The sequence below is a fragment of the Dichotomicrobium thermohalophilum genome, assembly GCF_003550175.1.
Taxonomy (GTDB): Bacteria; Pseudomonadota; Alphaproteobacteria; order Rhizobiales; family Rhodomicrobiaceae; genus Dichotomicrobium; species Dichotomicrobium thermohalophilum.
In genome coordinates this window covers 78,368-104,051 of record NZ_QXDF01000004.1, presented here as the reverse complement: position 1 = coordinate 104,051, position 25,684 = coordinate 78,368, and the positions used below count along the sequence as shown (strand labels likewise).

General features: G+C 65.8%; 26 protein-coding genes and 1 other RNA gene. 11 read left to right on the top strand and 16 right to left on the bottom strand.

The window, feature by feature from the left end; all coding sequences use genetic code 11:
- Positions 1 to 27: 27 nt before the first annotated feature.
- Together BXY53_RS13125 and BXY53_RS13120 are read right to left on the bottom strand one after the other, a co-directional pair.
- Complete coding sequence (locus tag BXY53_RS13125; protein WP_119062461.1) at positions 28 to 1,365, bottom strand: ActS/PrrB/RegB family redox-sensitive histidine kinase; 1,338 nt, start codon at positions 1,363 to 1,365, stop codon at positions 28 to 30.
- Positions 1,366 to 1,400: 35 nt separating this feature from the next.
- Entirely contained in the window at positions 1,401 to 2,615 is a 1,215-nt protein-coding gene (locus tag BXY53_RS13120) for a D-alanine--D-alanine ligase (RefSeq protein WP_119062460.1), read from the bottom strand.
- Positions 2,616 to 2,754: 139 nt separating this feature from the next.
- Here BXY53_RS13120 and BXY53_RS13115 point away from each other — a divergent pair, with 139 nt between their 5' ends.
- The 3 genes from BXY53_RS13115 to BXY53_RS13105 are packed head-to-tail and all read left to right on the top strand — an operon-like array spanning position 2,755 to position 5,914.
- On the top strand, positions 2,755 to 3,519 hold the full coding sequence (locus BXY53_RS13115) for a M15 family metallopeptidase (protein ID WP_170144458.1): 765 nt from the start codon (positions 2,755 to 2,757) through the stop codon (positions 3,517 to 3,519).
- On the top strand, positions 3,516 to 4,313 hold the full coding sequence (locus BXY53_RS13110; RefSeq protein ID WP_119062458.1) for an alpha/beta fold hydrolase: 798 nt from the start codon (positions 3,516 to 3,518) through the stop codon (positions 4,311 to 4,313). The genes BXY53_RS13115 and BXY53_RS13110 overlap by 4 nt, the downstream gene beginning before the upstream one ends.
- The gene (locus tag BXY53_RS13105) at positions 4,310 to 5,914 is read left to right on the top strand and encodes a Mur ligase family protein (RefSeq protein WP_119062457.1); all 1,605 of its coding nucleotides are present in this window, start codon (positions 4,310 to 4,312) and stop codon (positions 5,912 to 5,914) included. The genes BXY53_RS13110 and BXY53_RS13105 overlap by 4 nt, the downstream gene beginning before the upstream one ends.
- Before the next feature lie 3 nt (positions 5,915 to 5,917).
- Here BXY53_RS13105 and BXY53_RS13100 read toward each other — a convergent pair whose 3' ends face one another.
- From BXY53_RS13100 to BXY53_RS13050, 11 genes are all read right to left on the bottom strand, one after another.
- The gene (locus tag BXY53_RS13100) at positions 5,918 to 6,202 is read right to left on the bottom strand and encodes a DUF6665 family protein (protein ID WP_119062456.1); all 285 of its coding nucleotides are present in this window, start codon (positions 6,200 to 6,202) and stop codon (positions 5,918 to 5,920) included.
- A 54-nt stretch (positions 6,203 to 6,256) separates the two neighbouring features.
- Positions 6,257 to 6,634: a DUF2237 family protein gene (locus BXY53_RS13095; RefSeq protein WP_119062455.1), complete on the bottom strand. Its 378-nt coding sequence runs from the start codon at positions 6,632 to 6,634 to the stop codon at positions 6,257 to 6,259.
- A 24-nt stretch (positions 6,635 to 6,658) separates the two neighbouring features.
- Positions 6,659 to 6,991, bottom strand: coding sequence for a heat shock protein HspQ (hspQ, locus tag BXY53_RS13090; RefSeq protein WP_119062454.1), 333 nt, complete (start codon positions 6,989 to 6,991; stop codon positions 6,659 to 6,661).
- 40 nt (positions 6,992 to 7,031) lie between these two features.
- A complete protein-coding gene (locus tag BXY53_RS13085; protein WP_119062453.1) occupies positions 7,032 to 8,081 on the bottom strand; it encodes an HpcH/HpaI aldolase/citrate lyase family protein in 1,050 nt (349 codons plus the stop codon).
- Positions 8,082 to 8,124: 43 nt separating this feature from the next.
- A complete protein-coding gene (locus tag BXY53_RS13080) occupies positions 8,125 to 9,012 on the bottom strand; it encodes a lysophospholipid acyltransferase family protein (protein WP_119062452.1) in 888 nt (295 codons plus the stop codon).
- An 80-nt stretch (positions 9,013 to 9,092) separates the two neighbouring features.
- The gene (gene recR, locus BXY53_RS13075; RefSeq protein ID WP_119062451.1) at positions 9,093 to 9,701 is read right to left on the bottom strand and encodes a recombination mediator RecR; all 609 of its coding nucleotides are present in this window, start codon (positions 9,699 to 9,701) and stop codon (positions 9,093 to 9,095) included.
- 10 nt (positions 9,702 to 9,711) lie between these two features.
- A complete protein-coding gene (locus BXY53_RS13070) occupies positions 9,712 to 10,029 on the bottom strand; it encodes a YbaB/EbfC family nucleoid-associated protein (RefSeq protein WP_119062450.1) in 318 nt (105 codons plus the stop codon).
- Positions 9,953 to 11,797 carry a DNA polymerase III subunit gamma/tau gene (locus BXY53_RS13065; protein WP_119062449.1) on the bottom strand — a complete coding sequence of 615 codons (1,845 nt, stop codon included), beginning with the start codon at positions 11,795 to 11,797 and terminating at the stop codon, positions 9,953 to 9,955. Before BXY53_RS13065 ends, BXY53_RS13070 begins: the two co-directional genes overlap by 77 nt.
- A gap of 75 nt (positions 11,798 to 11,872) precedes the next feature.
- Positions 11,873 to 11,970: signal recognition particle sRNA small type (gene ffs, locus BXY53_RS13060), an RNA gene on the bottom strand.
- A 166-nt stretch (positions 11,971 to 12,136) separates the two neighbouring features.
- The gene (locus BXY53_RS13055) at positions 12,137 to 12,958 is read right to left on the bottom strand and encodes a nicotianamine synthase family protein (RefSeq protein WP_119062448.1); all 822 of its coding nucleotides are present in this window, start codon (positions 12,956 to 12,958) and stop codon (positions 12,137 to 12,139) included.
- Positions 12,959 to 13,035: 77 nt separating this feature from the next.
- Positions 13,036 to 13,524 carry a sterol desaturase family protein gene (locus tag BXY53_RS13050; protein WP_245410474.1) on the bottom strand — a complete coding sequence of 163 codons (489 nt, stop codon included), beginning with the start codon at positions 13,522 to 13,524 and terminating at the stop codon, positions 13,036 to 13,038.
- Positions 13,525 to 13,607: 83 nt separating this feature from the next.
- Between BXY53_RS13050 and obgE the strand changes: the two genes are divergently transcribed.
- The 8 genes from obgE (at position 13,608) to BXY53_RS13010 (ending at position 19,870) form a co-directional block, all read left to right on the top strand.
- The gene (obgE, locus tag BXY53_RS13045) at positions 13,608 to 14,645 is read left to right on the top strand and encodes a GTPase ObgE (RefSeq protein WP_119062447.1); all 1,038 of its coding nucleotides are present in this window, start codon (positions 13,608 to 13,610) and stop codon (positions 14,643 to 14,645) included.
- Between the two features lie 60 nt (positions 14,646 to 14,705).
- Entirely contained in the window at positions 14,706 to 15,890 is a 1,185-nt protein-coding gene (gene proB / locus BXY53_RS13040; protein ID WP_119062446.1) for a glutamate 5-kinase, read from the top strand.
- Positions 15,887 to 17,182: a glutamate-5-semialdehyde dehydrogenase gene (locus BXY53_RS13035; protein WP_119062445.1), complete on the top strand. Its 1,296-nt coding sequence runs from the start codon at positions 15,887 to 15,889 to the stop codon at positions 17,180 to 17,182. Before proB ends, BXY53_RS13035 begins: the two co-directional genes overlap by 4 nt.
- A gap of 10 nt (positions 17,183 to 17,192) precedes the next feature.
- Positions 17,193 to 17,612: a GFA family protein gene (locus BXY53_RS13030; RefSeq protein ID WP_119062444.1), complete on the top strand. Its 420-nt coding sequence runs from the start codon at positions 17,193 to 17,195 to the stop codon at positions 17,610 to 17,612.
- On the top strand, positions 17,609 to 18,295 hold the full coding sequence (locus BXY53_RS13025; RefSeq protein ID WP_119062491.1) for a nicotinate-nucleotide adenylyltransferase: 687 nt from the start codon (positions 17,609 to 17,611) through the stop codon (positions 18,293 to 18,295). The genes BXY53_RS13030 and BXY53_RS13025 overlap by 4 nt, the downstream gene beginning before the upstream one ends.
- A gap of 144 nt (positions 18,296 to 18,439) precedes the next feature.
- Complete coding sequence (gene rsfS / locus BXY53_RS13020; RefSeq protein ID WP_119062443.1) at positions 18,440 to 18,853, top strand: ribosome silencing factor; 414 nt, start codon at positions 18,440 to 18,442, stop codon at positions 18,851 to 18,853.
- A gap of 24 nt (positions 18,854 to 18,877) precedes the next feature.
- Entirely contained in the window at positions 18,878 to 19,360 is a 483-nt protein-coding gene (gene rlmH / locus BXY53_RS13015) for a 23S rRNA (pseudouridine(1915)-N(3))-methyltransferase RlmH (protein ID WP_119062442.1), read from the top strand.
- Between the two features lie 132 nt (positions 19,361 to 19,492).
- Positions 19,493 to 19,870: a hypothetical protein gene (locus tag BXY53_RS13010; RefSeq protein ID WP_119062441.1), complete on the top strand. Its 378-nt coding sequence runs from the start codon at positions 19,493 to 19,495 to the stop codon at positions 19,868 to 19,870.
- 152 nt (positions 19,871 to 20,022) lie between these two features.
- Here BXY53_RS13010 and BXY53_RS13005 read toward each other — a convergent pair whose 3' ends face one another.
- From BXY53_RS13005 to BXY53_RS14190, 3 genes are read right to left on the bottom strand one after another with little or no spacing between them, the layout of a single operon-like run.
- Entirely contained in the window at positions 20,023 to 23,292 is a 3,270-nt protein-coding gene (locus tag BXY53_RS13005; protein ID WP_119062440.1) for an error-prone DNA polymerase, read from the bottom strand.
- Positions 23,289 to 24,866, bottom strand: coding sequence for a Y-family DNA polymerase (locus BXY53_RS13000; protein ID WP_170144456.1), 1,578 nt, complete (start codon positions 24,864 to 24,866; stop codon positions 23,289 to 23,291). The genes BXY53_RS13005 and BXY53_RS13000 overlap by 4 nt, the downstream gene beginning before the upstream one ends.
- Positions 24,763 to 25,623 (bottom strand): ImuA family protein, encoded by an 861-nt coding sequence (locus BXY53_RS14190; protein ID WP_170144455.1) that lies wholly within the window; start codon positions 25,621 to 25,623, stop codon positions 24,763 to 24,765. The genes BXY53_RS13000 and BXY53_RS14190 overlap by 104 nt, the downstream gene beginning before the upstream one ends.
- Positions 25,624 to 25,684: the final 61 nt, after the last annotated feature.

The window sequence follows — 25,684 nt, the reverse complement described above, 5'->3', positions numbered from 1 at the left end:
GATGACCGCTGCACGCGAAAAGCCGGCTCAGGCCGTCTCGGCAAGGTCCTTGGCGCGGTAGAAGGCTTCGCGCGGCCAGGTAATTTCCACCACGGCCCCTGTCTTGGGCGGACGGGCATTGCGCAGGGACAGCCGTGCGCCGGAGCGTTCCAGCAGTGTCTTCGCGATGAAGAAGCCCAAGCCAAGACCGGTCTCGGGAACGCCGCCGCGCCGCTGGGCCTGTGGACGGGTGGTGACATAAGGCTCGCCCAGCCGGCCCATGATGCCGGCCTGAAAGCCTGGGCCGTCGTCGCGGATCGTGAGGTAGACGTTGCGGCGGTCCCACTCAGCCGTGATCTCGACCTTTTTGCGGGCAAAATCGACCGCGTTCTCCACAAGATTTCCCAAGCTGTAGATAATGCCTGGGTTGCGCCGCATGACCGGTTCGCCTCCCGCCTTGTCGTCCCCGCCTTCGACCGCGTGCACGTTGACTTCGATGCGTTTGTCGGATTGGCGATAGGGGTCAATGACCTCTTCGATCATCTGGCCGATGGGCATCCGCTCGAACACTTCGTCCTGTTCCTGCGTGCGGCCGGACAGCCGGCCCAGGATTTCGCGGCATCGCTCGGCCTGGCTGCGCAGCAGCGCCACGTCCTCGTAATGCGGCGAGTCCTCCGGCACAGAGCGCAGCAGCTCCTTGGATACCAGCGTGATGGTGCCAAGCGGTGTGCCCAGCTCATGCGCGGCGGCGGCCGCCAGCCCGTCGAGTGCCGAGAGCCGCTGCTCGCGGGCCAGCACCATTTCCGCGGCCGACAACGCCTCGGACATCTGCCGCCGCTCCTGTCCAACCCGCCAGGAATAGACCGCCGAAAACACGATGCAGCTCGTGAGCGCGGTCCACACGCCGTAGATGTAGATCGACGGCAGGACGGGAGCCGGCTGCCCCGACCAGGGGAGGGGGAAATGGAACCAGATCAGGACGGTGGCGCACAGGATCGCAAAACCGGACAGCAGCATCGTCTTGGACAATGGCAGCGACGATGCCGAGACCGCGACAGGCACCACGATCAGCAGCCCAAACGGATTCTGCAGCCCGCCCGTAAGGAACAGGAGCACGCCGAGCTGGAAAATATCGAAGCCCATGAGCCACATGGCCGGGCCTTCGTCCAGGCGCTTGCTGGCCGGATGGCGGGTCAGGAAGAGATTGAGCAGTGCCGAAAGGGCGATGACGATCAGGCAGGCGACGATCGGGAAGTGGAACCCGAGCAGCTGATCGACGAAAAAAACGGTGAGAAGCTGGCCGGCGACCGCAACCCAGCGCAGGCGTACAGTCGTCTGAAGCCGGAGGCCGCTGCTTTCGTGAGCCGGGTTCACGGGGCCTGTCAAAGGGAGTTGGTCCTTAACTTGCAAACGCTGGACGCTCAGCTCCGTCGCGGGAACAAACGCGCGTCTTCCGGTGTCGGATCATCGGGGAGTTCCGCCGCGGCGCGCTGCTCGGCCGCTTCAGAGATGAGATGTTCCAGCAGGTCCGGGAACAGCATTGGCTGCTCCGCCGCTTCCCAGAGAAAATAGCCGAACGAGCCCGGGCAGGGGTTCACCTCGTTCAGCCAGAACTCGCCGGTCGCTTCGTTGCCGATGAAGTCGAAGCGCGGTGCGCCGGTGCCGTGGAAATGGTCGTAGGCTGTGCAAGCCCATGCGCGCAGACGCTCCTCGACCTCTGTCGGCAGTTCCGGATTCAACTCGCGGGTCAGGGAGAGCATGCCCTCGCTTGCGCGTCCGCCGCCGGGCGACTTGCTGCCGGCTTCCTTGCCGCCGCCTGAGAGATACTTTTGCTTGAAGTCCAGTAGCTCCTCCGCGCGCTTCGGCTTTTCGATAGCGGAGGTCCGCAGCTCGCCAGCAATCCGCGCAACCGACAGATTGTATTCAACCATGTTCTCCACAAAAGGCTCAAGAATTGCGGCCGTGTCATACTTGAACAGGCCAGGCAGGACAGCGCTCAATTCCTCCATAGTGTTCACACGTGCCACGCCGATGCTGCTGCCCAGGTGCGAAGGCTTGACGATGCAGGGGAAAGCGAAGTCGCCGACCTGCGCTTTCAGTTCCTCCTCAGCCAGCAGCAGCCCCTGCGCCGGCCGCTTGATCTCGCGGAAGGGGAGCATCGCGATATCGGTGTCGGCGAGGAGGCGCTTGGTCGCAACCTTGTCCATCGTGATGGTCGAGGCGAAGGCGCGCATCCCCGTATAGGCGATATCCGCCATTTCCAGCGCGCCCTGCAGGCGGCCGTCCTCGCCATAGAGCCCGTGAAAGGCGAGCAGCGCCGTGTCAAACTCGATGACTTTCGCGCGCTGGAACAGCGAGCCGCCCGTTGTCATCAGCCGGCCGCGATCGCCCGGTGTCAGGTCGAGACGCACATCGGTCAAGTTAGCCCGCGCGCTCGGGCCGGGGATGTAGGTGTCGCGGCTCAGCAAATCCTGGCCGGTGAGCATCTCGCCGCGCGCGGTGATGTAGACCGGGATGACCTCGTAAAGCTCTGGGTCCAGAGCCTCGGCGGCCTGAAGCCCTGTGACGATGCTCACGTCATGCTCGGGCGAGCGCCCCCCGAAAAACACCGCGATGACTTGCTTTTCCGTCGCCATTTCCGCTACGCCGAATGCTTCTAATGATTGCTCGCGCCGATATTAGAGGGTTGAGCCTGCTTTGCCAGTCCCCGCCTGGACATCGCTGCCCCCGGTGCCCCATGCCTGTTGTAAACTTGATGCGGGCGGCTACGGTAGCGTGGCAGTCGATGAAGCGGATCCGCGGGCAGCCGAGCCGCTTGTCGATCTCAGCGATTATGGCCTCGCCGGGAAAAACTACTATGCCCGCACCGATGGCGGAAATGCGCCGTATCACCGCGCCATTGCCGGGCATATCAACGGCCTATGGGCGCGACGATCGGTTGCAGAAAAACTGGTGCGCGTCAATCGCGGATTGCAGGAGTGGGGCTTTCGCCTTTTTGTCTGGGATGCTTACCGGCCCGCGGCCTGCCAGCAGGGCTTGTGGGCGTTCTGGTGGGAGCAGGCGCGGCAGGACCGACCGGATGCGGATGACGCGAGCATTCGCGCCCGCGTTCTGGAGTTCGTGTCCGATCCCTCGCGTTTCGACCCCGGCGACCCCGCGACCATCCCGACGCACGCGACCGGCGCGGCGATCGACCTGACGCTGCAGCATCTCGATACCGGCGCGCTCGCCGAGATGGGCGCCGGGTTCGACGAGATGAGCCCGCGCGCGGCGAGCGACTATTTTGAGCGCGCGCTGGAGCGCGGCGATATCGCGCCTGACGATCCGCAGCTTTTGCACAGGCGGCTTCTGCATTTTGCTATGCGCGCCGAGGGCTTCGTCAATTATCCGCCAGAGTTCTGGCATTTCGATTGGGGCAATCAGATGTATGTGCGCAACCTCGCCGCGATAGGGGGTGACGCGCCGAGGGCCGCTTGGTATGGCTATGTCCGCCCGCCGGAAGGGGAGAGCCGGACACTATCGGAGCCAGGGGAGAGATGACCGCGCCGATGACGCAAGTCGCGCCGGTGAGCGCCGCGCCATTTGCCTTCGAGGAAATCGGCCTGCCGGCGGATGGCGACACGACGCGCTTCGTCTGGGCGCATGGCTGGGGGCAGAGCCGGCGCGCGCTCGCGCCGCTGGCCGAAGGGCTGTCGGGGCAGGGTACGCATCTGCTGCTGGATTTCCCCGGCTTCGGCGAGTCGCCGCCACCGCCCGATGCGTGGGATACCGGCGATTATGCTGACGCAACGGCCGAGCTTCTGGCGTCGCGTCCGCCGGCCGCGAAGACCATCTGGGTCGGGCATTCCTTCGGCTGCCGTGTCGGGCTGCAGATCGCCGCGCGACATCCGCAGAGCGTGAGCGGGCTGTTCCTGATTGCCGGGGCCGGTCTCCCGCGCCAGCGCAACCTGGGCGAGCGCGTTCGGCTTGGCGCGCGGGTGCGGACCTTCAAGGCGCTGAAGCGCGCTGCGCCGGTCCTTGGTCTCGACGAGGAAAAGCTGCGCCAGCACTTCGGCAGCAAGGACTATGCGAATGCCGGCGAGATGCGCGGGGTGCTTGCGAAGGTCGTGTCCGAGGATCTGAGCGACGTCGCGCGCCAGATCACGTGCCCTGCGCACCTCGTCTACGGCGAAAACGATACGGAGACCCCGCCCGAGATCGGCGAGCGGCTCTCGCGCCTGATCCCGCGTGCGGAATTGACGATCCTGCCACGCCACGACCACTACACGGTACTAACGACCGGGAAGCACCAGGTCCTGAAACGACTGCGCGATTTCGTGGGGACGATCGCATGATTTGGCTCGGAGGAGCGGTGACCGCCGTCGCGTTCCTGTTCTTCGCGCTGCGGCGGCTGCGCCGCTATCTGCACATCTACCAGCAGGAGGAATACGACTCGCTTCGGTTCCTGCGCTGGCTGGTCCGCTCCTTCGCCTTTGACAAGCGCGTGGCGGTGGCGATCGCGGTTATCGCACTTTTCGTGACGCTGGCTGGCCCGATCCTGCCCGCAATCTGGCAGGGCGCGCTTGCCGGCCTTTTCATACTCGCTGCCGTGCTGGAGCCGGACCCGCGCAAGAACGCCAAAAAGAAGCTGGCGATGACGAAGCGCGCGCAGCGCATCTACTGGACGGCGCTGGTGCTGACGGTCCCCGTCGCTGGAATTGCGGCCTTCGCACCCGCGCCGCTCTGGTGGGTGGCGCCGCTCTGGGCGCTGCCGCTCGTTCTGGTGCTCGGCAACCTGATCCTCATGCCGCTGGAGAGCCGGACGCAGCGCAAGTTCTGGAACGAGGCGCACGCCAAGTTGAAGCGCCTTCGTCCGACCGTCATCGGCATCACCGGGTCATTCGGCAAGACCTCGGTGAAGCACATCCTTGGCCACATTCTGAGCATGCACGCCCGCACGCTGTATACGCCTGGCAGCGTGAACACGGTGATGGGCAATACGCGCATCATCCGCGAGCAGCTCAAGCCCGGTACACGCTACTTCATCGCGGAGATGGGCGCTTACGGCATCGGCTCGATCAAGCGCCTGTGCGACCTTACGCCGCCGGACCTCGGCATCCTCACGACGATTGGGGAAGCCCATTACGAGCGCTTCAAGTCGCTGGAGACTGTCGCGCAGGCCAAATTCGAGCTGTCCGAAGCGGTGGTCGCCAAAGAGGGCAAGATGATCGTCGGCGAGGAGGTGCTCGCGCAGCAATACGCCGTCGATTACATGAATGCGCACCGCGACAATTTCATCATCTGCGGTGAGGGCGAGTTCGCGGACCTCAAGATCCTGAATGTCGAACAGAGTAAGGACGGGCTGAAAGTCAGGGTCACATGGCCGGAGATGTTCGGCGCCGAAGAGTTCGCGTTGTTTGCGCCGCTTTATGGTCTGCATCACGGGACCAACATGGCCCTGGCATTCGGCGCAGCGGTGCTGGCGGGGGTACCGGCGAAAAAGGCCATCGCGGCGATGGCGACTGTACCGCAGATCGAGCACCGGCTGGAGGTCAAGCCGCAGGGCGACGGCAGCATCCTGATCGACGATGCCTACAATTCGAACCCGTCGGGTTTCGCGGCGGCGCTGGAACTGACGGACAAGCTGCGCAACGGACGCGGCCGGCGCATCCTCATCACCCCGGGCATGGCCGAACTGGGCGAGCGCCACGATCAGGCGCATGCTGAGTTGGGCCTCAAGGCGGCGCAGTGTATCGACGTGGCGCTGGTGGTGCGGCCGGACCGCATCCCCACTTTTGTCGATACCTTTGAGCGGCGCGCGGCAAACGGCCGGGTCGTCAAGCTCAACAGCTTTGCCGAGGCTGAGGACTGGCTCAAGCGCAATGTGAAAGAAGACGACGTCGTCCTGATCGAGAACGACCTGCCGGATATCCTCGAGCGCGAATTCCGCGTTTGACCTCTAAATACGTCCGACGCGGACCATCACGTCGCGCGGGATGTCGTACTGCTCGATCGTGCGCTTTTCGTCGCGAAAGCCACACAACTCGCGCTGGATCAACAGCGCCCACACGGCCCGCGCGGCCTCATCCAGCAATTCGCCGCGGTCGGCGTCCGGCTGTTCGCCGGCGTCGTAGGCGCGGATCGCTTTCAGCGCTGTTTCGACACGCCGTCCGGCGCGCGTGAGTGAGGCAGCCTTTTCTTCGAGGATTTCCTGGTCAACCTGCTCGGCGGCGGCCTCGCGCAAGGCCGAGGCCTTCTGTGATCGCGGCGGTCGGTGCAAGAGGCAAACTCCCGAACGCTAGCTCAAGTCAATGGCGTAGCGTTTCAGTTCTTCCAGCGGCACGATCTCCAGTGCGGCTTCGTTCGTGGCCGAGAGTACCACGCGAGGCGCCGCGCCGGCAGCATGTGCCTGTTTCCATCGCGCGGCGCACAGGCACCAGCGGTCTCCCGCCTTCAGGCCGGGAAAGCCGTAGGCCGGGATGGGGGTGGAGAGGTCATTTCCGACCGACTTCGTATAGGCCAGGAATTCGTCCGTCATGATCGCGCATACGGTGTGCGAGCCCACATCCTCCGGCCCGGTGTCGCAGCAGCCATTGCGGTAAAAGCCCGTGACCGGCGAGTCGGAACAGGATGCGATCGGTTCGCCGAAGACGTTCTTCTGCTGCTCCTCGCTCATGGTGCTCCCTGACTGGCTGCGCGATCAATGATCCTGCGTGTAACGCACGCGGTACACGCCGTCCTGCAGTTCATCGAAGAATTCCATCACCTGCGGGTGGCGCACCGGCTCGCCGCTGTCATCCGGCAACAAGTTCTGCTCGGAGACATAGGCGATGTATTCGGTCTCGGCGTTTTCCGCGAGCAGGTGGTAATAGGGCTGATCCTTCGCGGGGCGGATTTCCGGCGGGATCGAAAGCCACCACTCCTCGTCGTTGTCGAATTCCGGGTCGATGTCAAAAATCACGCCGCGAAAGGGATAAAAACGATGACGGACAACTTGGCCCAACTGGAACTTGGCGGTTCTGATTTTTTCCATCAATCGTCCTTCCTGCAAAAGGCCCAGGTTGGGCGACGGTCTACAGCCCGTAAACCGAGGCCATCTCCGGGTCTTTGGCCACGACCAGCTTGGCGAGGTCGACAATGACCTTGGCCTGCTTCCAGGTCGCGTCGTCTTGCATCTTGCCATCCACCATCACCGCGCCGCTGCCGTTCGGCATGGCGTCCAGAATGCGTTTGGCGAAGGCGACTTCGTTGGGATCCGGGCTGAAGACCCGCTTGGCAATGTCGATCTGGCTTGGATGCAGCGACCACGCGCCCACGCACCCCTGCAGGAACGCGTTGCGAAACTGTGCCTCACAGCCTTCCGGATCGGAAAAATCGCCGAACGGTCCGTAAAACGGCTTGAGGTCATACATCGCGCACGCATCCACCATTCGCCCGATCGTGTAGTGCCACAAGTCCTGCTGGGAGAAATGCCTCTGCTCGCCCTCTTTGGGGTCCGAAAGGACCCCGTAGGATGGATGACCGCCGCCGACTCGCGTGGTCTTCATCTGGCGCGAGGCGGCGAGATCGGCCGGCCCCAGACTCATGCCATGCATGCGCGGGCTCGACCCGGCAATAGTTTCGACATTGTTAACGCCCTCGGCCGTTTCAAGGATGGCATGGATCATGATCGGGCGCGAGATGCCATACTTCACTTCAAGTTGAGCCAGAAGCTGGTCGAGGTAGTGGATGTCCCAGGGGCCCTCCACCTTGGGCAGCATGATGACGTCGAGCTTGTCGCCAGCCGCGGCGACGATCTCGCAGACATCATCGAGCGCCCAGGGGCTGTTGAGCGCATTGATGCGGGTCCACAGGCCCGTGCTGCCGTAATCATGAGCCCGCGCCATGTCGATGAAGCCGTAGCGCGCGGACTCCTTGGCGTCGGCCGGGACGGCGTCTTCCAGATTGCCAAGGACCACATCGACCTGAGGGATCATTTCGGCGATCTTCGCGCGCACCTTCTCCACATGCGGCGGCACGAAATGGATCATCCGCTCCAGCCGCACCGGTTTTTCACGCCAAGGCGCGGGCGCGCCGGCGGCCAGCGGTGCATAGAATTTGGCTGGCGTGCGTGTCTGCGCCATTTTGTCCCTCCCGTCGGCTTTGCGTTCGTTCGGCGGGCGCGTGTCAGCTATAGCGCCGGTTCGACCACATCCACTGCTCGGGATGTTCGCGGATCCAGGCCTCGAACTGGGCCTGCATCTGTTCGACGATCCATTTGATGTCGGCGTCGGGGTCGTCGGTGCGCGGCACCTTCAGCTCCTGCACCTTCACCCTGAAATGCGACCCTTTGCCGACACGGATGCAGCGCCCCAGCCACAACCGCGCGCCCAGTCGCCGCGCAAGCATGGCCGGCACGGCGTTCGAGCGAGCCGGGTGACCGAAAAAAGGCACCTCGATTCCACTGCGATCGTACCGGTCGGCGAGGAATCCCAGCCGGCCGCCCTGGCGGATATAGCTGCCGATGACCCGCGCTGTGGCATACCCGGAGCGTGCTCCGCGGGCGAAGAGGCCCCCCGGATACAGCTTTTCGCGCTGCGTCCTTAGATACAGATCAACGTACGGATTGTCCACGAGCCGGTAGACAGCCGCCGGTTTCGCCTCCGCGCGCGTGAGGGGCAGCATCGCCAGTTCCCAGTTCCCCATGTGCATGGACGCGCAGATCGCCGGCCCCATGCGCCCCCGGTAACGCTCCAAAAGCTGCGGGTTCTCGACCTCAACGCGTTCCGGCTCATCGAGGATTTCATCCAGCCGCATGGTTTCCGCCATGACGCGGCCGAGATTGGCCCACATCTCCCGCGCGATCCTCTCACGTTCTTCCGGCGATTTCTCCGGAAAGGCTTTTTCGAGATTGGCCAGCGCGCGTTTGTGGCGGCGTGTTTTCGGCGCGATGAAGGCCCAGGTCTTTGCCGACCAGGATGTCGCTGTGTCCAGCGGGAGAGCGCGGACCAGCGCGATCACGCCGCGCAGCAGCAGATACTCGGCAAAATGGCGGGCCTTGAGCAGGGTGGACATACGCTCGACTGAGGATGAAGGGGACGTTTACTGCGGAGGTGTTTGTTGCCCCGAAAGGCGCGCCCGCGTCAAGCGGCGCTTCAGTCGATCGGCCGGCGCGAGCGGATGGCGGCCGCAAGCGTGCCGTCGTCCAGATAGTCGAGTTCGCCGCCGACCGGTACGCCGTGCGCGAGAACGGAGACTTTCACGCCGGCGTTCTCGATCCGGTCGGTGATGTAATGCGCGGTGCTTTGGCCCTCGACCGTTGCGTTCAGCGCGAGCAGCACTTCGTTGATCTCGCCGGTATTCACGCGCGCGATCAGCCTGGCGATGTTGAGGTCATCCGGGCCGATGCCGTCCAGCGGCGAGAGCACGCCGCCGAGGACATGATAGCGCGCGTTGATCGCCTTGGCGCGCTCCAGCGCCCACAGATCGCCCACCTCCTCGACCACGCAGATGACGCTGGCATCGCGACGCGGATCGGCACAGATCGCGCAGGGGTTGACCGTGTCGATATTCCCGCAGTTGTCGCAGGTCACGATCTTTTCGGCTGCCTCGCTCATTGCGGCCGCGAGCGGCGCGAGCAGCTTGTCCGGCTTCTTCAGCAGATGTAGCGCGGCGCGGCGGGCCGAACGCGGCCCAAGTCCGGGCAGACGCGCGAGCAGCTTGATGAGCTGGTCGATTTCCGGCCCAGCGGCAGGATGATCCATGCGGCGCGGCCTAAAACTTCATGCCCGGCGGCAGCGGTAGGCCCCCGGTCATGTCCTTCATCTTTTCCTGCAACGCCTCTTCCATCTTCGCCTTGGCGTCCGCGTGCGCCGCGACGATCAAGTCCTCAAGGATTTCCTTTTCGTCTGGCTTCATAAGGCTTGGATCGACGCTAACCGCGCGCATCTCGCCCTTGCCGTTGATCGTCACCGTGACAAGCCCGGCGCCGGCTGTTCCATCGCGCGTAAGCTGCTCAATCTCGGCCTGCATTTCGGCCATTTTGCTTTGCAGCTCCTTGGCCTGCTTCATCATGTTCATAAAGTCTTTCATGTCCGTCCTCGCTGTTGGCAGCGTTCCGTTCTTCCGGTGGCGGCGCGGTCCCCGTGTCCAGCTCCTCTACGCCGACGATCTCTGCGCTGGGGAAGTGCTGAAACACTTGGCGCACCAGCGGGTGTTGTTCAACCTGCGCGCGGATTGTCGCTTCCTGTTCACGGCGCTTCTCACCAAGGGTTTTCTCGCCCGGCTGATCGCTGACCGAGACCATCCAGCGCTCGCCGGTCCAGGCCTTGAGCTTGTTGCCGAGCTGGTTCGCCAGATCTTGCGGCGCCCCGTCGAGCAGGTTCAACTCGATATGCCCCGGGCGAAAGCTCACCAGCCGGACATTCTCTTCCAGCGCCAGCTTGAGCTTGATATCGCGGTGCTTGCCCGCGAGCGCGGCGACGTCCTCGAAACTTTTCAGGCTGACGGGTGTCGATTCCACCTTGACAGGATTCGCTGGTGGCGCCGTTTCGGCGCGAGACGAATCAGGAACATCGGTTGGTGCTGATTCGTTTTGCTTCTGTTCGCGATTCGTGCGGGGCGAAGCACCCGGCTCCGCAAGTTCGCGAATGAGCTTGTCGGGGGGCGGCAGGTCAGCGGTATGGCTCAGGCGGATCAGCACCATCTCGGCGGCGGCCAACGCGTTCGGCGCGCGGGAGACCTCTTCCAGCCCCTTCAGAAGCATCTGCCAGGCGCGGGCCAGCTTTGGCACGCCGATCACCGCGGCAAGCGCGCTCGCGCGCTCCCGCTCGGTCTCGCTAAGCGCCGCCCCGCCGCCATCGCCCGTCACGGCGAGCCGGCTGGCTGTGTGCACCGCCTCGGCCAGATCCTGAATGACACGCTCCGGCTCCGCGCCGTCGGCATGCAGCGCGCCCAATTCATCGAGGGCCTTGTCCGGTGCGCCGCGTAGCGCCGCCTCCAGCAGATCATAGATTCGCGCGCTGTCACCAAGGCCCAGCATCGCGCGCACATCGGCGGCCGTGACTGCGTCGTTCGCGTGGGCGAAGGCAGTGTCGAGCAGCGACAGCCCGTCGCGCACCGAGCCTTCTGCTGCGCGGGCAATCAGCCCCAGCGCCTCATCCTCAATTCTACGGCCCTCGCGTTCGGCGACGTCAGCGAAATGCGCGATCAGCTTGTCGGCATCGACCCGGCGCAGGTCGAAGCGCTGGCAGCGCGACAGGACCGTCACCGGCACCTTGCGCACTTCGGTTGTGGCGAAGATGAACTTCACATGCTCCGGCGGTTCTTCGAGCGTCTTCAGAAGGCCGTTGAACGCGGCCTTCGAAAGCATGTGGACCTCGTCGATGATGAAGACCTTGTAGCGGGCATAGGCGGGCTTGTAGCGGATCGCGTCGGTGATCTCGCGAATGTCGTCGATGCCGGTATGGGACGCCGCGTCCATTTCCATGACGTCCATGTGCCGGCCTTCCATGATGGCGCGGCAATGCTCGCCCTCTTCTGCGAGGTCGAGGGTCGGGCCGTTGTCTTCGCCGGGCTTGGAATAGTTGAGCGCACGCGCGAGAATGCGGGCGGTCGTGGTCTTGCCGACGCCGCGCACGCCGGTGAGCATGTAGGCCTGCGCGATGCGCCCCGTGGCGAAGGCGTTGCGCAGCGTGCGCACCATCGCGTCCTGGCCGATCAGGTCCTCGAAGGTGTGCGGACGGTACTTCCGCGCCAGCACGACATAGGGCATACTCGGCTGGCCCTCGGTCTCTCCGGCGTCGGTTTTGCGGGAATTGCCGGCGGCCTTGCCGCCCGGCTGTTTGGTGGATCGGCTCATCGCTCGCCCGGGAGCCTTTTCAGCGAAAGTGGAAACCTGAGGCGCGACTGGGCGCGGTGCCACTGAAGCTCATGGGGTGGGAAGCTGGACACCGACCCGCTTGGAACTCGTTAGGGCTGCTTCCTTCCGGACCTGACCCGGTTGGCGAGGCAAACGTCCGGCACCAACTTCCCGTCTCGACTATATCAGGCTATCCCCGCGACAATGCAAGGTCAGTCTGCGGCTTCGGCCCAGGGATTGTCGCGCCGGATGGCACTGTCTTGGAAATCGCGCAGGTTGATGCTGGCAAGCGTCGCGCCGAGGGCGGCTCGATCTTTCACGTTGATAGCATGATCTCGCTCAGGGGCCTGGCCAGCCAGCTCCAAGCCCTTGCGAACTGCAACGCCGCTCGAAGTGCCGGGTGATGTTGATTCGCGTGGACGACGGGGCTGTTCGCGCGCGCTGACGGAACGGCGGCCCGGGCCGGTCGGCGGGCCGATAGAGCCAACAATAGACGCCTTCCACATCGCGGACCAGCAGCCGCGCCACCCCGGAAGCCGCCAAATGCGCATAAAGACCCGGTGCGTCCAACAGGCTCGCGCAGATCACGGCTGCGTCCTTCGGCACGTCACACGCTTCTCCGCGCGCGTGCTGGACCGCGATGCGATCCTGCAGACCAAGCGCGCCGATCAATGCTTCCGCCAGCGCGCAGGCCTCCCAGTCCATGTCGACGCAGCGCACTCGGGCGCGCTCGTCCGCCTGCGCCAGCAGGATTGCGGTCAGCGGCAGCGCGCCGGAGCCCAAGAACACGGTTTGCCGAAGGGGCGCCGGGCCGGCCAGCGCGGTTTCTGCATTGTGCAGGCTCAGGTAATTCGGCAGATACCAGAACTCCCAGAGGACACGTTCCGGCGCGTCGCTTGCCAAAGCCTTGCGACACCACCATTTTTCCATTTGACATTCTGCAGCGCCGCAGAGCCTGGGCAATTCCGTCCGCGCTTCGGCCAGCGCCGGGTCATTTGCCAAATCGGCCCCGAACGCATCCCGGTGCCACGTCCGCAACGTCGCCACCAGGCAGCGCAAGGTCTCCGTCACCTGAGGGTTGTCGGGGCTGAGGTCGTCCTGTTGGCGGAGGGTGTTCAGGGTTTCGTTGAGATAGACGATAGCCCTTTCGCGCGTCCACACGACAGCCCTCGCGCCATTCCTGACCTCTGCGCTAGGATAACTGAAATGGTTAACTGCGCCTAGCGCCGCGTTGGGGGTTACTCAGCCGGCGATCGCTGTGGGGCACGCTCCCGGAGCTTCTTTGCCAACTTCTCGGGGCGGGGCGTCATCAGGAAGCCGAAGGACACGGCTCCGTCGCGCTCGCGCACGGCGTGATGCATGTGGTGCGCCTGATGCACACGGCGCAGATAGCCGCGCGCCGGCGTAAAGCGGTGCCCGATGCGGCGGTGGACCAGCACATCGTGCACGAGAAAATAGGCCAGGCCATAGCCGATCATGCCGAGCGCGATCCCGAGCAGCGGCGGATAGCCCCGCGCGCCGAAATAGAACAGGGGCGCCGCGATGGCGGCGAACAGAAGGGCGAAGAGATCGTTTAACTCGAACAGCCCGTGGCGCGGCCGATGATGCGTTTTATGGATAAACCACAGTGGGCCATGCATGATGTAGCGGTGAAAGCACCAGGCGAACGCTTCCATGCCGACGAAACTGACAAACGACACGCCCAGGACGATCCAGAATTGCGACACGTACACACTCCATATGCTGACAGGCGGCGTTCAGCCGACGCCGTATGCCATACGCGTCGCGCCCAGTTAAGGACCGGTTCACCATGAAATTCCTCGACCAGGCCAAGGTCTACATACGCTCGGGCAACGGCGGGAATGGCTGCGTGTCGTTCCGGCGCGAGAAGTTCATCGAGTTTGGCGGCCCGGATGGTGGTGACGGCGGGCGCGGCGGCGATGTCTGGGCCGAGTGCGTCGATAATCTCAACACGCTCATCGACTTCCGTTATCAGCAGCACTTCAAGGCCGGGCGTGGGATGGACGGTGCGGGGCGGAACCGCACCGGCGCGAGCGGCAAGGATGTGACCCTGAAGGTGCCCCCGGGCACGCAGATTTTCGCCGAGGATAACGAGACGCTGCTGGCGGACCTCACCGAGCCGGGCGAGCGCGTGCTGCTCGCGCGCGGTGGCAACGGCGGGTTCGGCAATGCGCATTTCAAGACGTCCACGAAACAGGCGCCGCGCCACGCCAATCCGGGCCAGCCGGGCACGGAAATGACGATCTGGCTGCGGCTCAAGCTGATCGCCGATGCCGGGCTGGTGGGGTTGCCGAATGCGGGCAAGTCGACCTTCCTGGCGGCGGTGAGCGCGGCGAAGCCGAAAATTGCTGATTACCCGTTCACGACGCTCCACCCGAATCTCGGTGTGGTGAAGATCGACGACATCGACTTCGTTCTCGCCGACATCCCGGGCCTGATCGAGGGCGCGCACATGGGCGCGGGTATCGGCGACCGCTTCCTCGGCCATGTCGAGCGCACGCGCGTGTTGCTCCATCTCGTGGATGCCACCGGCGAGGACCCCGCGCAGGATTACCGCGTGGTGCGCGCCGAGCTTGCGGCCTATGACGCCGGGCTGACCGAGAAGCCGGAGATCGTCGCGCTGAACAAGTGCGATGCGGTGGATGACGAAGAGGCCGCGCGCAAGCAGGCGCTGTTGGCGGCGGAATGCGGGCAGGAGCCGCTTTTGCTCTCCGCCGTATCGGGGCTGAACGTGCGCGCTGCGCTGTTCCGGATCGGGCACGAGATCCGGCTATCTAAGGAGCGGGAAGCGTCCGAGGCCAGGCCGCGCGCGTCCTGGCAGCCCTGAGCGCCCTTGCGTCCGCGCGTGCATCCGCTCATAGATGGCGCCAAAGCACAAGGACATGCGATGCCTGAAGTCAGACCGGAATGGCGCAACGCGCATTTGATCGTCGTGAAGATCGGCTCGGCGCTGCTGGCCGATTCCGCGACGGGCCGGCTGAACGAAGCGTGGCTCGGCTCGCTGATGGACGACATTGCCGCGCTGAAGGCTGAAGGCAAGCAGATCGTTCTGGTCTCATCCGGCGCGATCGCCTTGGGGCGTCATGCGCTGCGCCTGCCGAGCGGGCCCTTGAAGTTGGAGGAAAGTCAGGCCGCCGCGGCTGTCGGGCAGGTCGATCTTGCGCACGCTTATCGGCAGATGCTGTCGGATCGTGGTCTCGCAGCCGCGCAGATCCTGTTGACGCTAGGGGACACCGAGCAGCGCCGGCGCTATCTCAACGCCAGAAGCACGATGCGCACGCTGCTTTCGTTAGGCGCGGTGCCGGTCGTGAACGAGAATGACACGGTGGCGACGACGGAAATCCGCTACGGCGACAACGACCGGCTGGCTGCCCGTGTCGCTTCCATGATCAGCGCGGATTGCCTTGTGCTCCTGTCGGATGTCGATGGGCTTTACACTTCGCCGCCGGACCGCGATCCCGGTGCCCAGCGGCTCGAAGTGGTGCAGCACATCACGCCGGAGATCGAGGCGATGGCCGGCGACGCCGGGACGGAACTGTCGCGCGGCGGCATGGTCACCAAGATCGAGGCGGGCAAAATCGCGGTCGCGGCCGGCACAAACATGATCGTCGCCCTGGGCAAGCGGCAGCACCCGCTCGCCGCGCTTTCTGAAGGGGCGTCGTGCACCTGGTTCCTGGCGCATTCCACGCCGTTGGCCGCGCGCAAACGCTGGATCGCCGGGCGGCTGGATGCCGCGGGGGCGCTGGTGATCGATGATGGCGCCGTGGCCGCGCTAAAATCCGGGCGAAGCTTGTTGCCGGCAGGGGTCGTTGATATCGAAGGGGTTTTCGAGCGCGGCGACACGGTGATAATCCGCGACAGGCGGGGCAACGTGATCGGGCGCGGGCTCGCGGCCTATTCCAGCAGCGATGCGCGGTTGCTCGTTGGGCGCAAGACCCGCGAGATTGAGCAGATTCTCGGCTATCGCGGACGCGACGAGATGATCCACCGGGACGACATGGCGCTCACCCCGAGCGCGCGCGAAGACGAGAACGCCGAGTCGTTGCTCAGTCCGAAGGCGGGAGAAGCATGATGCAGGAGAAAGCGGACAAGACGGCGGGCAAACCGCTCGCCGCCGTCATGGCGGAACTGGGCGAAGCTGCGCGCGCGGCGGCCTGGGTGCTTGCCACGACGGATACAGCGACGAAGAACGCCGCGCTGCGCGCGGGCGCGGCCGCGCTCCGCAGAAGCGCCGAGGACATCTTGGCCGCCAATGCGCGCGACGTGGCCGCTGCCGAAGAGCAGGGGCGGCCAAAAGCCGCGATCGACCGGCTACGGCTCGATAAAAAGCGTATCGAGGGGATTGCCAGCGCGCTGGAGGATATCGTCGCTCTGGACGACCCGGTGGGCACAGTGATTGCGGAGTGGACGCGGCCGAACGGGCTGGACATCCAGCGCGTCCGCACGCCGATTGGCGTCATCGGCATCATCTTCGAGAGCCGCCCGAACGTTACCGCCGATGCGGGCGCGCTGTGCCTGAAATCGGGCAACGCCGCGATCCTGCGGCCCGGCTCGGACAGCATTCATTCCAGCCGCGCGATCCATGCCTGCCTGCTGGAAGGGCTGCGCGCCGCCGGTCTGCCCGAAGCGGCAATCCAGATCGTGCCGACCACGGACCGCGAGGCCGTCGGACACATGCTCCGCGGGCTGGGCGGAAATATCGACGTGATCGTCCCGCGCGGCGGCAAGAGCCTCGTGGAGCGCGTGCAGACAGATGCGCGCGTGCCGGTGTTCGCGCATCTGGAGGGCATCTGCCATGTCTACGTTGACAAGGCGGCGAAACTCGACATGGCGCGCGAGGTCGTTGTCAATGCCAAGATGCGCCGGCCGGGCATCTGCGGCGCGGCAGAGACATTGCTGGTCGACCGCGCCTGCCCCTCGGATTATCTGCCCGCGCTTATCGACGCGCTGATCGGGGCGGGCTGTGAGGTGCGCGGCGACGACTCGGCGCAGCGCGCTGATGCCCGCGTCAGGCCGGCGAGCGAGGAGGACTGGCGCACCGAATATCTCGATGCGATCATTTCGGTGAAGGTCGTCGATGGCGTCGAAGGCGCGCTTGCCCATATCGCCCACTACAGTTCCCACCACACCGAGGCGATCCTCACCGAGGATGCCGTGGCGGCCCAGGTTTTCCTGAACGGCGTCGACAGCGCCATCGTCCTCTGGAACGCCTCCACCCAGTTCGCCGATGGCGGCGAGTTCGGCATGGGGGCGGAGATCGGCATCGCAACGGGCAAGATGCATGCGCGTGGACCGATTGGCGTCGAGCAGCTTACGAGTTTTAAATATGTCGTTCGCGGCAGCGGCCAGACCCGCCCCAAGTGAGGAGACGGCAATGAGCGAGCAGCGCGAAGGCGGGTGCCTGTGCGGCAGCGTGCGGTTCCGGACCGCCGGCCCTTGCCGGCCGGTCATGGTCTGTCATTGTCGCCAATGTGCACGCTGGAGCGGCTATCTCATCGCCGCAACGGCCGTCCCCGCGGAGAGCTTCGAAATCCTCGATGGTGCAGATCGACTGCGCTGGTATCGCTCATCCGGGACGGCAGAGCGGGCGTTCTGTACGATATGCGGCTCCAGCCTTTTCTGGCGGCCGAAGGACAACAACTACGTGGCCATCATGGCGGGCGTGTTCGATCAGCCAAGCGGGTTGAAGCTGGACTGCCACGTCTTCGTGGGGAACTGCGCGGACTACGAGGTCATTGCCGACGCTCTGCCGCAGCATGAAGGCTATCCCGTGACTTATCCCGAGTGGTCATGACGCTGGTCACGGATGTCGAAGCGGGCGCTGCAGCTGGGTTGCGGTTCGACCGCGAGACGCTGGGCCCGCCGCCGGCCTGGCCGGGGATGCGGATCGGGCTGCTGGGCGGCTCGTTCAATCCGCCGCACGAGGGCCACCGCCATATTGCCGAGACCGCGCTGCGCCGGCTTGGTTTGGATCAGGTGTGGATTGTCGTGACTCCCGGCAACCCGATCAAGGAGCATGGGGACCTCGCGGCGCTGTCTGAACGTCTCTCCGCGACGCAGTGCATCATGAACCATCCGCGCATCAAGGTGACCGGCTTCGAGGCCGCGCTGCCCACGGCCTACACGGCGCGGACGCTGGACTTTCTGCATCGGCGCTTTCCAGGCGTGCACTTTGTCTGGATCATGGGCGGGGATAATCTCGCGAGCTTTCATCGCTGGCAGGAGTGGCGCGGGATCATGCGCGGCCTGCCGGTCGCGGTGCTGGACAGGCCGGGCTTCCGCTTCCGCGCGATGGCCTCGCCTGCGGCCATGACTTTCCGACGCGCGCGGGTGGATGAGACGCAGGCCGGCGCGCTGGCGCTCATTTCGCCGCCGGCCTGGACCTACCTGACGATTCCGTTGGCCGATATCTCCTCGACGCAGCTGCGCCGCCAGCGCCAGGCCGCCGGTACGGGCGCCGAAAGCTCCGGGGATTGAATTCCCGGGTCGATTCATGCACATTTCCAAGTAGAGGGCGAAAATGTCACAGACCGACGTGGTTCTGACAGCGTCCTCGGGCTTGGCCTCGCAGTCGGGAGGCCGGCTCATCAGGGTCCAGGATGGAGGGACATTCAACTGCTCATGCCGACATCAGCCGAGGGCGCCTCACGCGGCGCGCCTCATCACGTTGACCCCGCGCAGGAAAGCGTGGGCGCGACGACGTTGCTGGAGATCGTTCAGTCCTCACTTGAAGATTCCAAGGCCGAGGACGTGGTTACGATCGATCTCGCGGGGAAAACCCTGATCGGCGATTACATGATTGTCGCCTCGGGTCGATCTGAGCGGCATGTCGGTGCGATCGCCGACAATCTCGCAAAGCATCTCAAAGAGGCTGGGATCACGGACGTCTCGGTCGAAGGCATGCCCAAATGCGACTGGGTGCTGATCGATGCGGGGCCGGTGATCGTGCATCTCTTCCAGCCGGAAGTGCGCGAGTTCTACAATCTCGAAAAGATGTGGCTGGCTGACCGCCCGGACAGTCCTCAGTCCGCGTAAAGACGTGCGGCGGCGAGGCAGGCTATGCGCGTGAGCCTGATCGCCGTTGGGCGCCTCAAGGACAAGGCCGAGCGCGGGCTGGCCGACCGCTATATCGAACGTTTCGACCGCGTTGGTCGCAGCATCGGGCTTGGGCCGGTCGAGGAGATCGAACTCGGCGAAAGCCGCAAGGACAACGTCGCCGCGCGGCGCGCGGAGGAAGGTGCCGCGATGCTGTCGCGGGCACCCTATGGAGCGCGCCTCGTTGCTCTGGACGCCGGCGGCAAGCAACTTTCCAGCGAAGATTTTGCCGCGCTGATGGGCGAGTGGCGCGATGCGGGTACCTCCCGAGCATGCTTCCTTATCGGTGGGCCTGATGGTCAAGGCGAGGCGGTGGCGCAGGCGGCCGACCTCACGCTTTCGCTGGGGCGTATGACCCTGCCGCACGGCTTGGCGCGCATCGTGCTGGCCGAACAGTTCTACCGCGCGGCGACGATCCTCGCCGGGCATCCTTACCACCGCGCCTGAGCGTCGTGACAGCGCGTTTCACGCAAATTTCATCGCGACGTGGGCGTCTTGACAGCCTATCGTCTCAGGGCTTGGAACGGCCTGACGCGCCGGCGCTGCGCGACGCGGGTGCGGCTGGCAGGGGGTCGCGTCATGGAAACGCTTGGCGAAATTCTTGGGCTGGTTTGGTGGCTGATCAGCTTTGTACTGTCGATGATCTGGTCCCTGGCCTGGTTCATTGTCCGCGATCTTATTTCCACCCTGGTCTGGGCGGGCCTTGTGGCGTGGATCGTACTGGCTTTGCGGTATCGCAGTGCGGTGCAGGGCTCGATGGCGATGGTGCGCTATGCGCGCGCCGGGGTTGGCTATGGCTGGCGCTGGGTGCGCGGCAGGCCGGCCGATGCGCCGGTGGCGGTGAAGACCAAGATCGAGATTCAGCGCCTGCCCTATGTTCCGTTCGGCTTCGTTTCGGTTTCTGCGCAGCTCAACGCGGCCGTGGTGATGCTGCTGGTGCTGATGGGGCACCTTTGACGCATTTGTTGACGTCATGCCCGTGCTTGCCTGTCCCCGGACAGGTGATCCGGGGAACACGGGCATCCATCGGCCGGCGCAGTTTCGGGCAGCACATTCTGGATTGCCGGGTCAAGCCCGGCAATGACGTATTGCGCGCGATCTGAGCCGCGTCAATGGAAGTCGCGGGACTTCGGCACGACGCGGACATTGCGCGGATGCGCGCGCGGGTTCTGCGGGTCGATCGGTTTGCGCACTTCGTCGGCGTGGGCAAGCGGCATGTTCACCGGCCCGCCATGCCCGGCGAGCGCCATGAGCGCCGCGGTATGATCCTCCAGCCGGCGCGCGATCAGGTGGATAACGCCGTCCTTCGCCTGTACGGCACCATGAACCAGCATCAGCCGCGCGCCCATCACCACGCTGCGCTGCGCCTCGAACACTTTGGGCCAGACCACGACATTTGCCGCGCCGGTCTCGTCCTCGATGGTCATGAAGATCACGCCCTGCGCCGTCCCCGGCCGCTGGCGCACCAGCACCAGCCCGGCGACCGAGGCGCGCGCGCCGTTGCGCATCTCGTGCAGCCCCGCCGCCGTGACCACGCCGCGCTTGTTCAGCCCCGGCCGCAGAAACGCCAGCGGATGCGCCTTCAGCGAAAGGCTCAGGCTCTGATAATCCGCGATGACGTGTTCATTGAGCGGCATTGGCGGCAGTGTGACCTCCGGCTCCGGCCCCTGCTCGCTGGTCTCCGCGCGGGTGAACAGCGGCAATTCCTTTGCCTTGCCGAGCTGGCGCACCTGCCAGAGCGCCGCGCGCCGGTCCAGCCCCAGCGAGCGAAAAGCATCACCCTCGGCCAGCCGCTCCAGCGCCGCGACGCGCACGCCCGCGCGCCGGCGCACTTCAGCGATGTCGAAATAGCCGTTGCCGCGCGCCTCGGCGATCGCCCGCGCGGGCGCCTCGCCCAGCCCGTCGACATTGCGCATCCCCAACCGCAGCGCTAAGCCGCGTTCGCCCGGCTCTAGCGTGTTGTCCCAGTCGCTGGCGTTCACATCAACCGGGCGCACCTCCACGCCGTGTTCGCGCGCATCGCGGATGATCTGCGCGGGCGCGTAGAAGCCCATCGGCTGTGAATTCAGCAGGCCGCAGGCGAACACTTCCGGGTAGTGGCACTTGATCCAGCTTGAGACATAGGCGAGCCGCGCGAAACTGGCCGAGTGGCTTTCGGGGAAGCCGTATTCGCCAAACCCCTTGATCTGGTTGAAACAGCGCCGCGCAAATTCGGGGTCGTAGCCGCGCTCGCTCATGCGCTGGACCATCTTGTCCTCGAACTTGCCGATCGTGCCGCGCCGGCGGAAGGTGGCGAGCGCGTGACGCAGGCCGTTCAGCTCCTCCGGCGTGAAGTCCGCCGCGACCATCGCCAGCCGCATCGCCTGCTCCTGGAACAGCGGCACGCCCAGCGTCTTGCCGAGCACGCGGTGCAGTTCGTCCGGCGGCCCGTGATCCGGCGACGGCGAGGGGAACGTGACCTCTTCAAGCCCGGCGCGCCGGCGTAGATAGGGGTGCACCATGTCGCCCTGGATCGGGCCGGGCCGGACGATGGCGATCTCGATCACGAGGTCATAGAACTCGCGCGGCTTCAGGCGCGGCAGCATCGACATCTGCGCGCGGCTTTCGATCTGGAACACGCCGATGGTGTCGGCGCGCGAGATCATGTCGTAAACTGCCGCGTCGTCGTTCGGGACGCTCGCCAGCGTGTGTGTTTCGCCATAATGCGCGGCCAACAGGTCGAAGCATTTGCGGATGCAGGTCAGCATTCCGAGCGACAGCACATCGACCTTCATCAGCCCGAGCGCATTGATGTCGTCCTTGTCCCACTCGATGAAGGTGCGCTGATCCATCGCCGCGTTGCCGACCGGCACGGTCTCGGTCAGCAGCGTGCGCGTCAGCACGAAGCCGCCGACATGCTGGGACAGGTGGCGCGGGAAGCCGGTCAGTTCGGCGGCGAGGCGCAGCGTCTGCAACAGGCGCGGATCGGACGGGTCGAGGCCCGCCTCGCGCACATGGTCTTCCGGGATCGGCCGGTTGCCCGAGCCCCAGATGGTACCGGCGAGCGCGGCGGTGACATCCTCGCTCAACGCAAACGCCTTGCCGACTTCGCGGATGGCCGAGCGGGAGCGGTAGCAGATCACCGTCGCGGCGATGCCGGCGCGGTCGCGGCCGTAGCGCTCGTAGATGTACTGGATGACCTCCTCGCGGCGCTCGTGCTCGAAATCCACGTCGATATCCGGCGGCTCGTTGCGCTCGGCGGAAATGAACCGCTCGAACAGGAGGTCGATCTCCTCCGGGTTCACCGAGGTGATGCCAAGGCAGAAGCACACGGTCGAGTTCGCCGCCGAGCCGCGCCCCTGGCACAGGATCGGGTCGTGGCGGCCCTTGTCGGGCTGGGGCGTGCGCGCATAGGCAACGATGTCGTGGACGGTGAGGAAGTAGGGCGCATAGTCCAACTCGGCGATCAGCGCCAGCTCGCGCCGGATGTTCGCTGCGACCTTGTCCGGTACGCCGGTCGGGTAGTGCCGCCGCGCGCCTTCCCAGGTCAGGTCTTCCAGATGGCTCTGCGGCGTCTTGCCGGCCGGGACCGGCTCCTCGGGATATTCGTATTTCAGCTCATCCAGCGAGAAGCGGCAGCGTTCGGCGATCTCTACGCTGCGCGCGACCGCGTCCTCGAAGCCGCGGAACAGCCGCACCATCTCGGCGGGCGATTTGATGTGGCGTTCGGCGTTCTTGGTCAGGCGGTAGCCGGCTTCGTCGATCGTACATTTCTCGCGGATGCAGGTGAGCACGTCCTGCAGCGGGCGGCGCGCGGGGTCATGGTAGAGCACATCGTTCGTGGCGACCAGCGGCACACGCGCGCGCTTGGCGATTTCGGCGCGGCGAGCCAGCCGGGCGCGGTCGTTCCCGTTCAGGTGGTTTTGCGCGGCGAGGTAGACCGGCGCGCCCAGCATGTCGGTGATGCCGCGCAGTTCCTCGGCAAAGGCGAGATCGGCCGGCTCCGGGGGCAGGACGATGAAGATCTGCCCTTCGGCATGTGTCGCGACATCGGCCAGGTCGAGTGTGCAGTCGCCCTTTTCCGCGCGCATCTTGCCCACGCTGAGCATACGGCAAAGCCGGCCATAGGCCGCGCGGTCGCTCGGGTAGCACAAGAGGCTCGGCGCATCGCGCAGGTCCAGCCGGCAGCCGACGATCAGCCGCAGCCCCTCGGCCTTCGCGGCGATATGCGCGCGCACCACCCCGGCGAGACTGTTGCGGTCGGTGACAGCGAGCGCGGCGAGCCCCTGCGCCTTGGCGGTCTGCACCAGCTCTTCGGGGTGCGAGCCGCCGCGCAGGAAGCTGAAATTGGTCGTGACCTGCAACTCGGCATAGGCCGGTTCCGAAAACCACGCGCTCATGCGAACAACCCGTGCATATACCAGCGCGGCGGCGGGCCGTCGCCGGTTTCGTCGTACTGGCCTTCGCGGAACACCCAGTAGCGCCGCCCGCTTGTGTCCTCGATGTCGTAATAATCGCGCGGGCGCGCGGATGGCCCGCTGGCGCGCCACCATTCCGGCGCGATGCGCTCCGGCCCGCGCGCGCGGGCGACGCGGCGCAGCACCCGGCGCCAGCGGAACAGCAGCGGCGGGCCGTCGGGCACCTCGGCAACCGCCTCGATCGGCTCGGGGCGGTCCAGCAGGCGCAGCGGACGCGGCGGCATGTGATCCGGCCATGCCTCAGGCGGCGGGTCGCTGTCCGCCGGGTGCTGGGTCTGCGCGCTCTCGGGCAGATGGCTTTCCAGCGGCGCGAGCCAGTGGATGTTCTGCGCGCCCAGCCGGTTCGACAGCCGGTCGATGAGCTGCGCCAGCTCCGCCTCACTCGTACCTGTTTTGTTCTCCAAAACAGCCTGATGCGGGCCGAGCGGTTCGGTGCGATCGGCTGAGAGGATGAACAGGTCGATACCGAAATCCGGGTCGAGGCTTTCCAGCGGCTGGCGGAACAATCGCGCCAGATGCTCCGCATCGCGCGATGGGCGCGCCGTACCGATGCGCCGGCGGCTGATGCGTCCATCGGTGTGGCAGGCGGTGAGCGTGATGCGCCGCGCGCCCTGGCCCTCACGTTCCATTTGCCGGCACAGATCGTCCAGAAGCGCGCGCAGGATCGGCGGCAGACCCTCGCGCGCCACGCAGGGCTCGGCGAAATTGCGCCGCGCCTCGAACACCGGCGGCGGGCCGAGCGGCGAGATCGGCTCGCCCTTCAGCCCCAGCGCCTGATCGAGCCGGGTGAGCACGCTCTCGCTCTGGGCGCTGCTCTGGAAGCGGCGGGCGAGGCTCGCGCGCGGGATCGGCAGCACATCGCCGATGGTGCGCAGGCCGAGCCGGCGCAGGAGCGCGGCAGGCCCGGGGTCAAGCCGCAGCGCCTCCACCGGCAGGTCGCGCAACAGCCCGTCGAGCCGCTCGCCCGCCGGGGCGATGCGCTTTTGCACCGAGCCGGACGGGCCATACCGCGCCAGCGCCCAGGCGGCCCCTGGCGTCCCCGCCGCGCCCACGCGATTGGTGAAGCCCAGCCTGACCAGGTCGGCGTTGATACGGCGCAGCATCGTCACCTCGCCGCCGAACAGGTGCGCCGTGCCGGTGATGTCGAGCCACAGCCCGTCCGCGCCGTCGACATTGGCCCAGGGCGTATAGCGCACGCACCAGCGCGCCAGATCGTGCAGGGCGCGGCGGTCGCGCTCCGGCTGGGCCGTATGCGTGCCCAGCGCGGGCAGCATGGCGAGTGCATCGGCCACGCCCATGCCGGGCGTGATGCCGGCCTCCACCGCCGGACGGTTTGCCGCCGCGACGACGAGGCGCTGGCCGTCCTTCGCGGTCAGAGCAAAGGGCGCACCGTCATGAAGACCGCTCAGCCGTTCGCTCTGGGGCTTGCGGCAGTCGTCGCGTCTCAGGCGATCGATCGGAAACTCCGGCAGCCAGATCGAAACGATGCGCCTCATCATTCCACTCCATGAACCAGTCCTTCGGGCACCCGCCCCGGCAGCGGGTGAGCATCGTGTGCCAGCGTGCAGGACCGGGCGCGCGGGCGTCGTAAGCATCCGGCGGGCCGGGGGCGCGAGCGATGCGCCAGCGTGTGGCGGCAGTGCTCGGCCGGGCGCTGTCCGGCGGGATCAGCAGAAGGACCGGGGTCTGGGTGAGTGCGGCGGCGCGGCTGAGGCGCTGGGTCTGCTTGAAATCCGGCGCGCTGGTCTCGCCCACAACGGCCAGCAGGCAGCCGGCGCGCGCGCCTTCTTCCATCGTCCAGAGCACGTCCTGCGCCTTGTCCGCATCGACGAACAAAAGGCTCGCAGGGTCGAGGCCGAAGCTGCGCAGGCCGTGGCCGTAGAGCGCGCCGAACTCGCGCCGGGCGAAGCGGCTGCGGCTCCACAGGACCGTGCGCGCGGCGGTGCGGGGGGCCGGCGGCAGCAGCTTTAGAAGGCCAAGGCAGAAGCCGACCGCCGCCATCATGTCCGGGTAAGCGTCCGCGGTGATCTCATGCAGCGCGCCGCGGGGCAGTTGGCGCTCAGGCAGGGCGGCGTCCACCTCAGTGAGATCGAAATGCCACGGCGCGGCCGCGGTCTCGCCGGTGTTCGCCTCCGGCGCGGCTTCGAGCGCGCCCACCTCCCGGCGCAGCTCATCGAGCAGCCGGGCGCGGTCGCTGCGGGGCGCGGCGTCGCGCGTGTTTTGCGCCTCGTGCGCGGGGGTTGATCGGCTCATGCAGGTAAAACAATCCGTTCAGGCGATGTGCCCATGTTCTCTTTTTGTTCTACCCAAACTT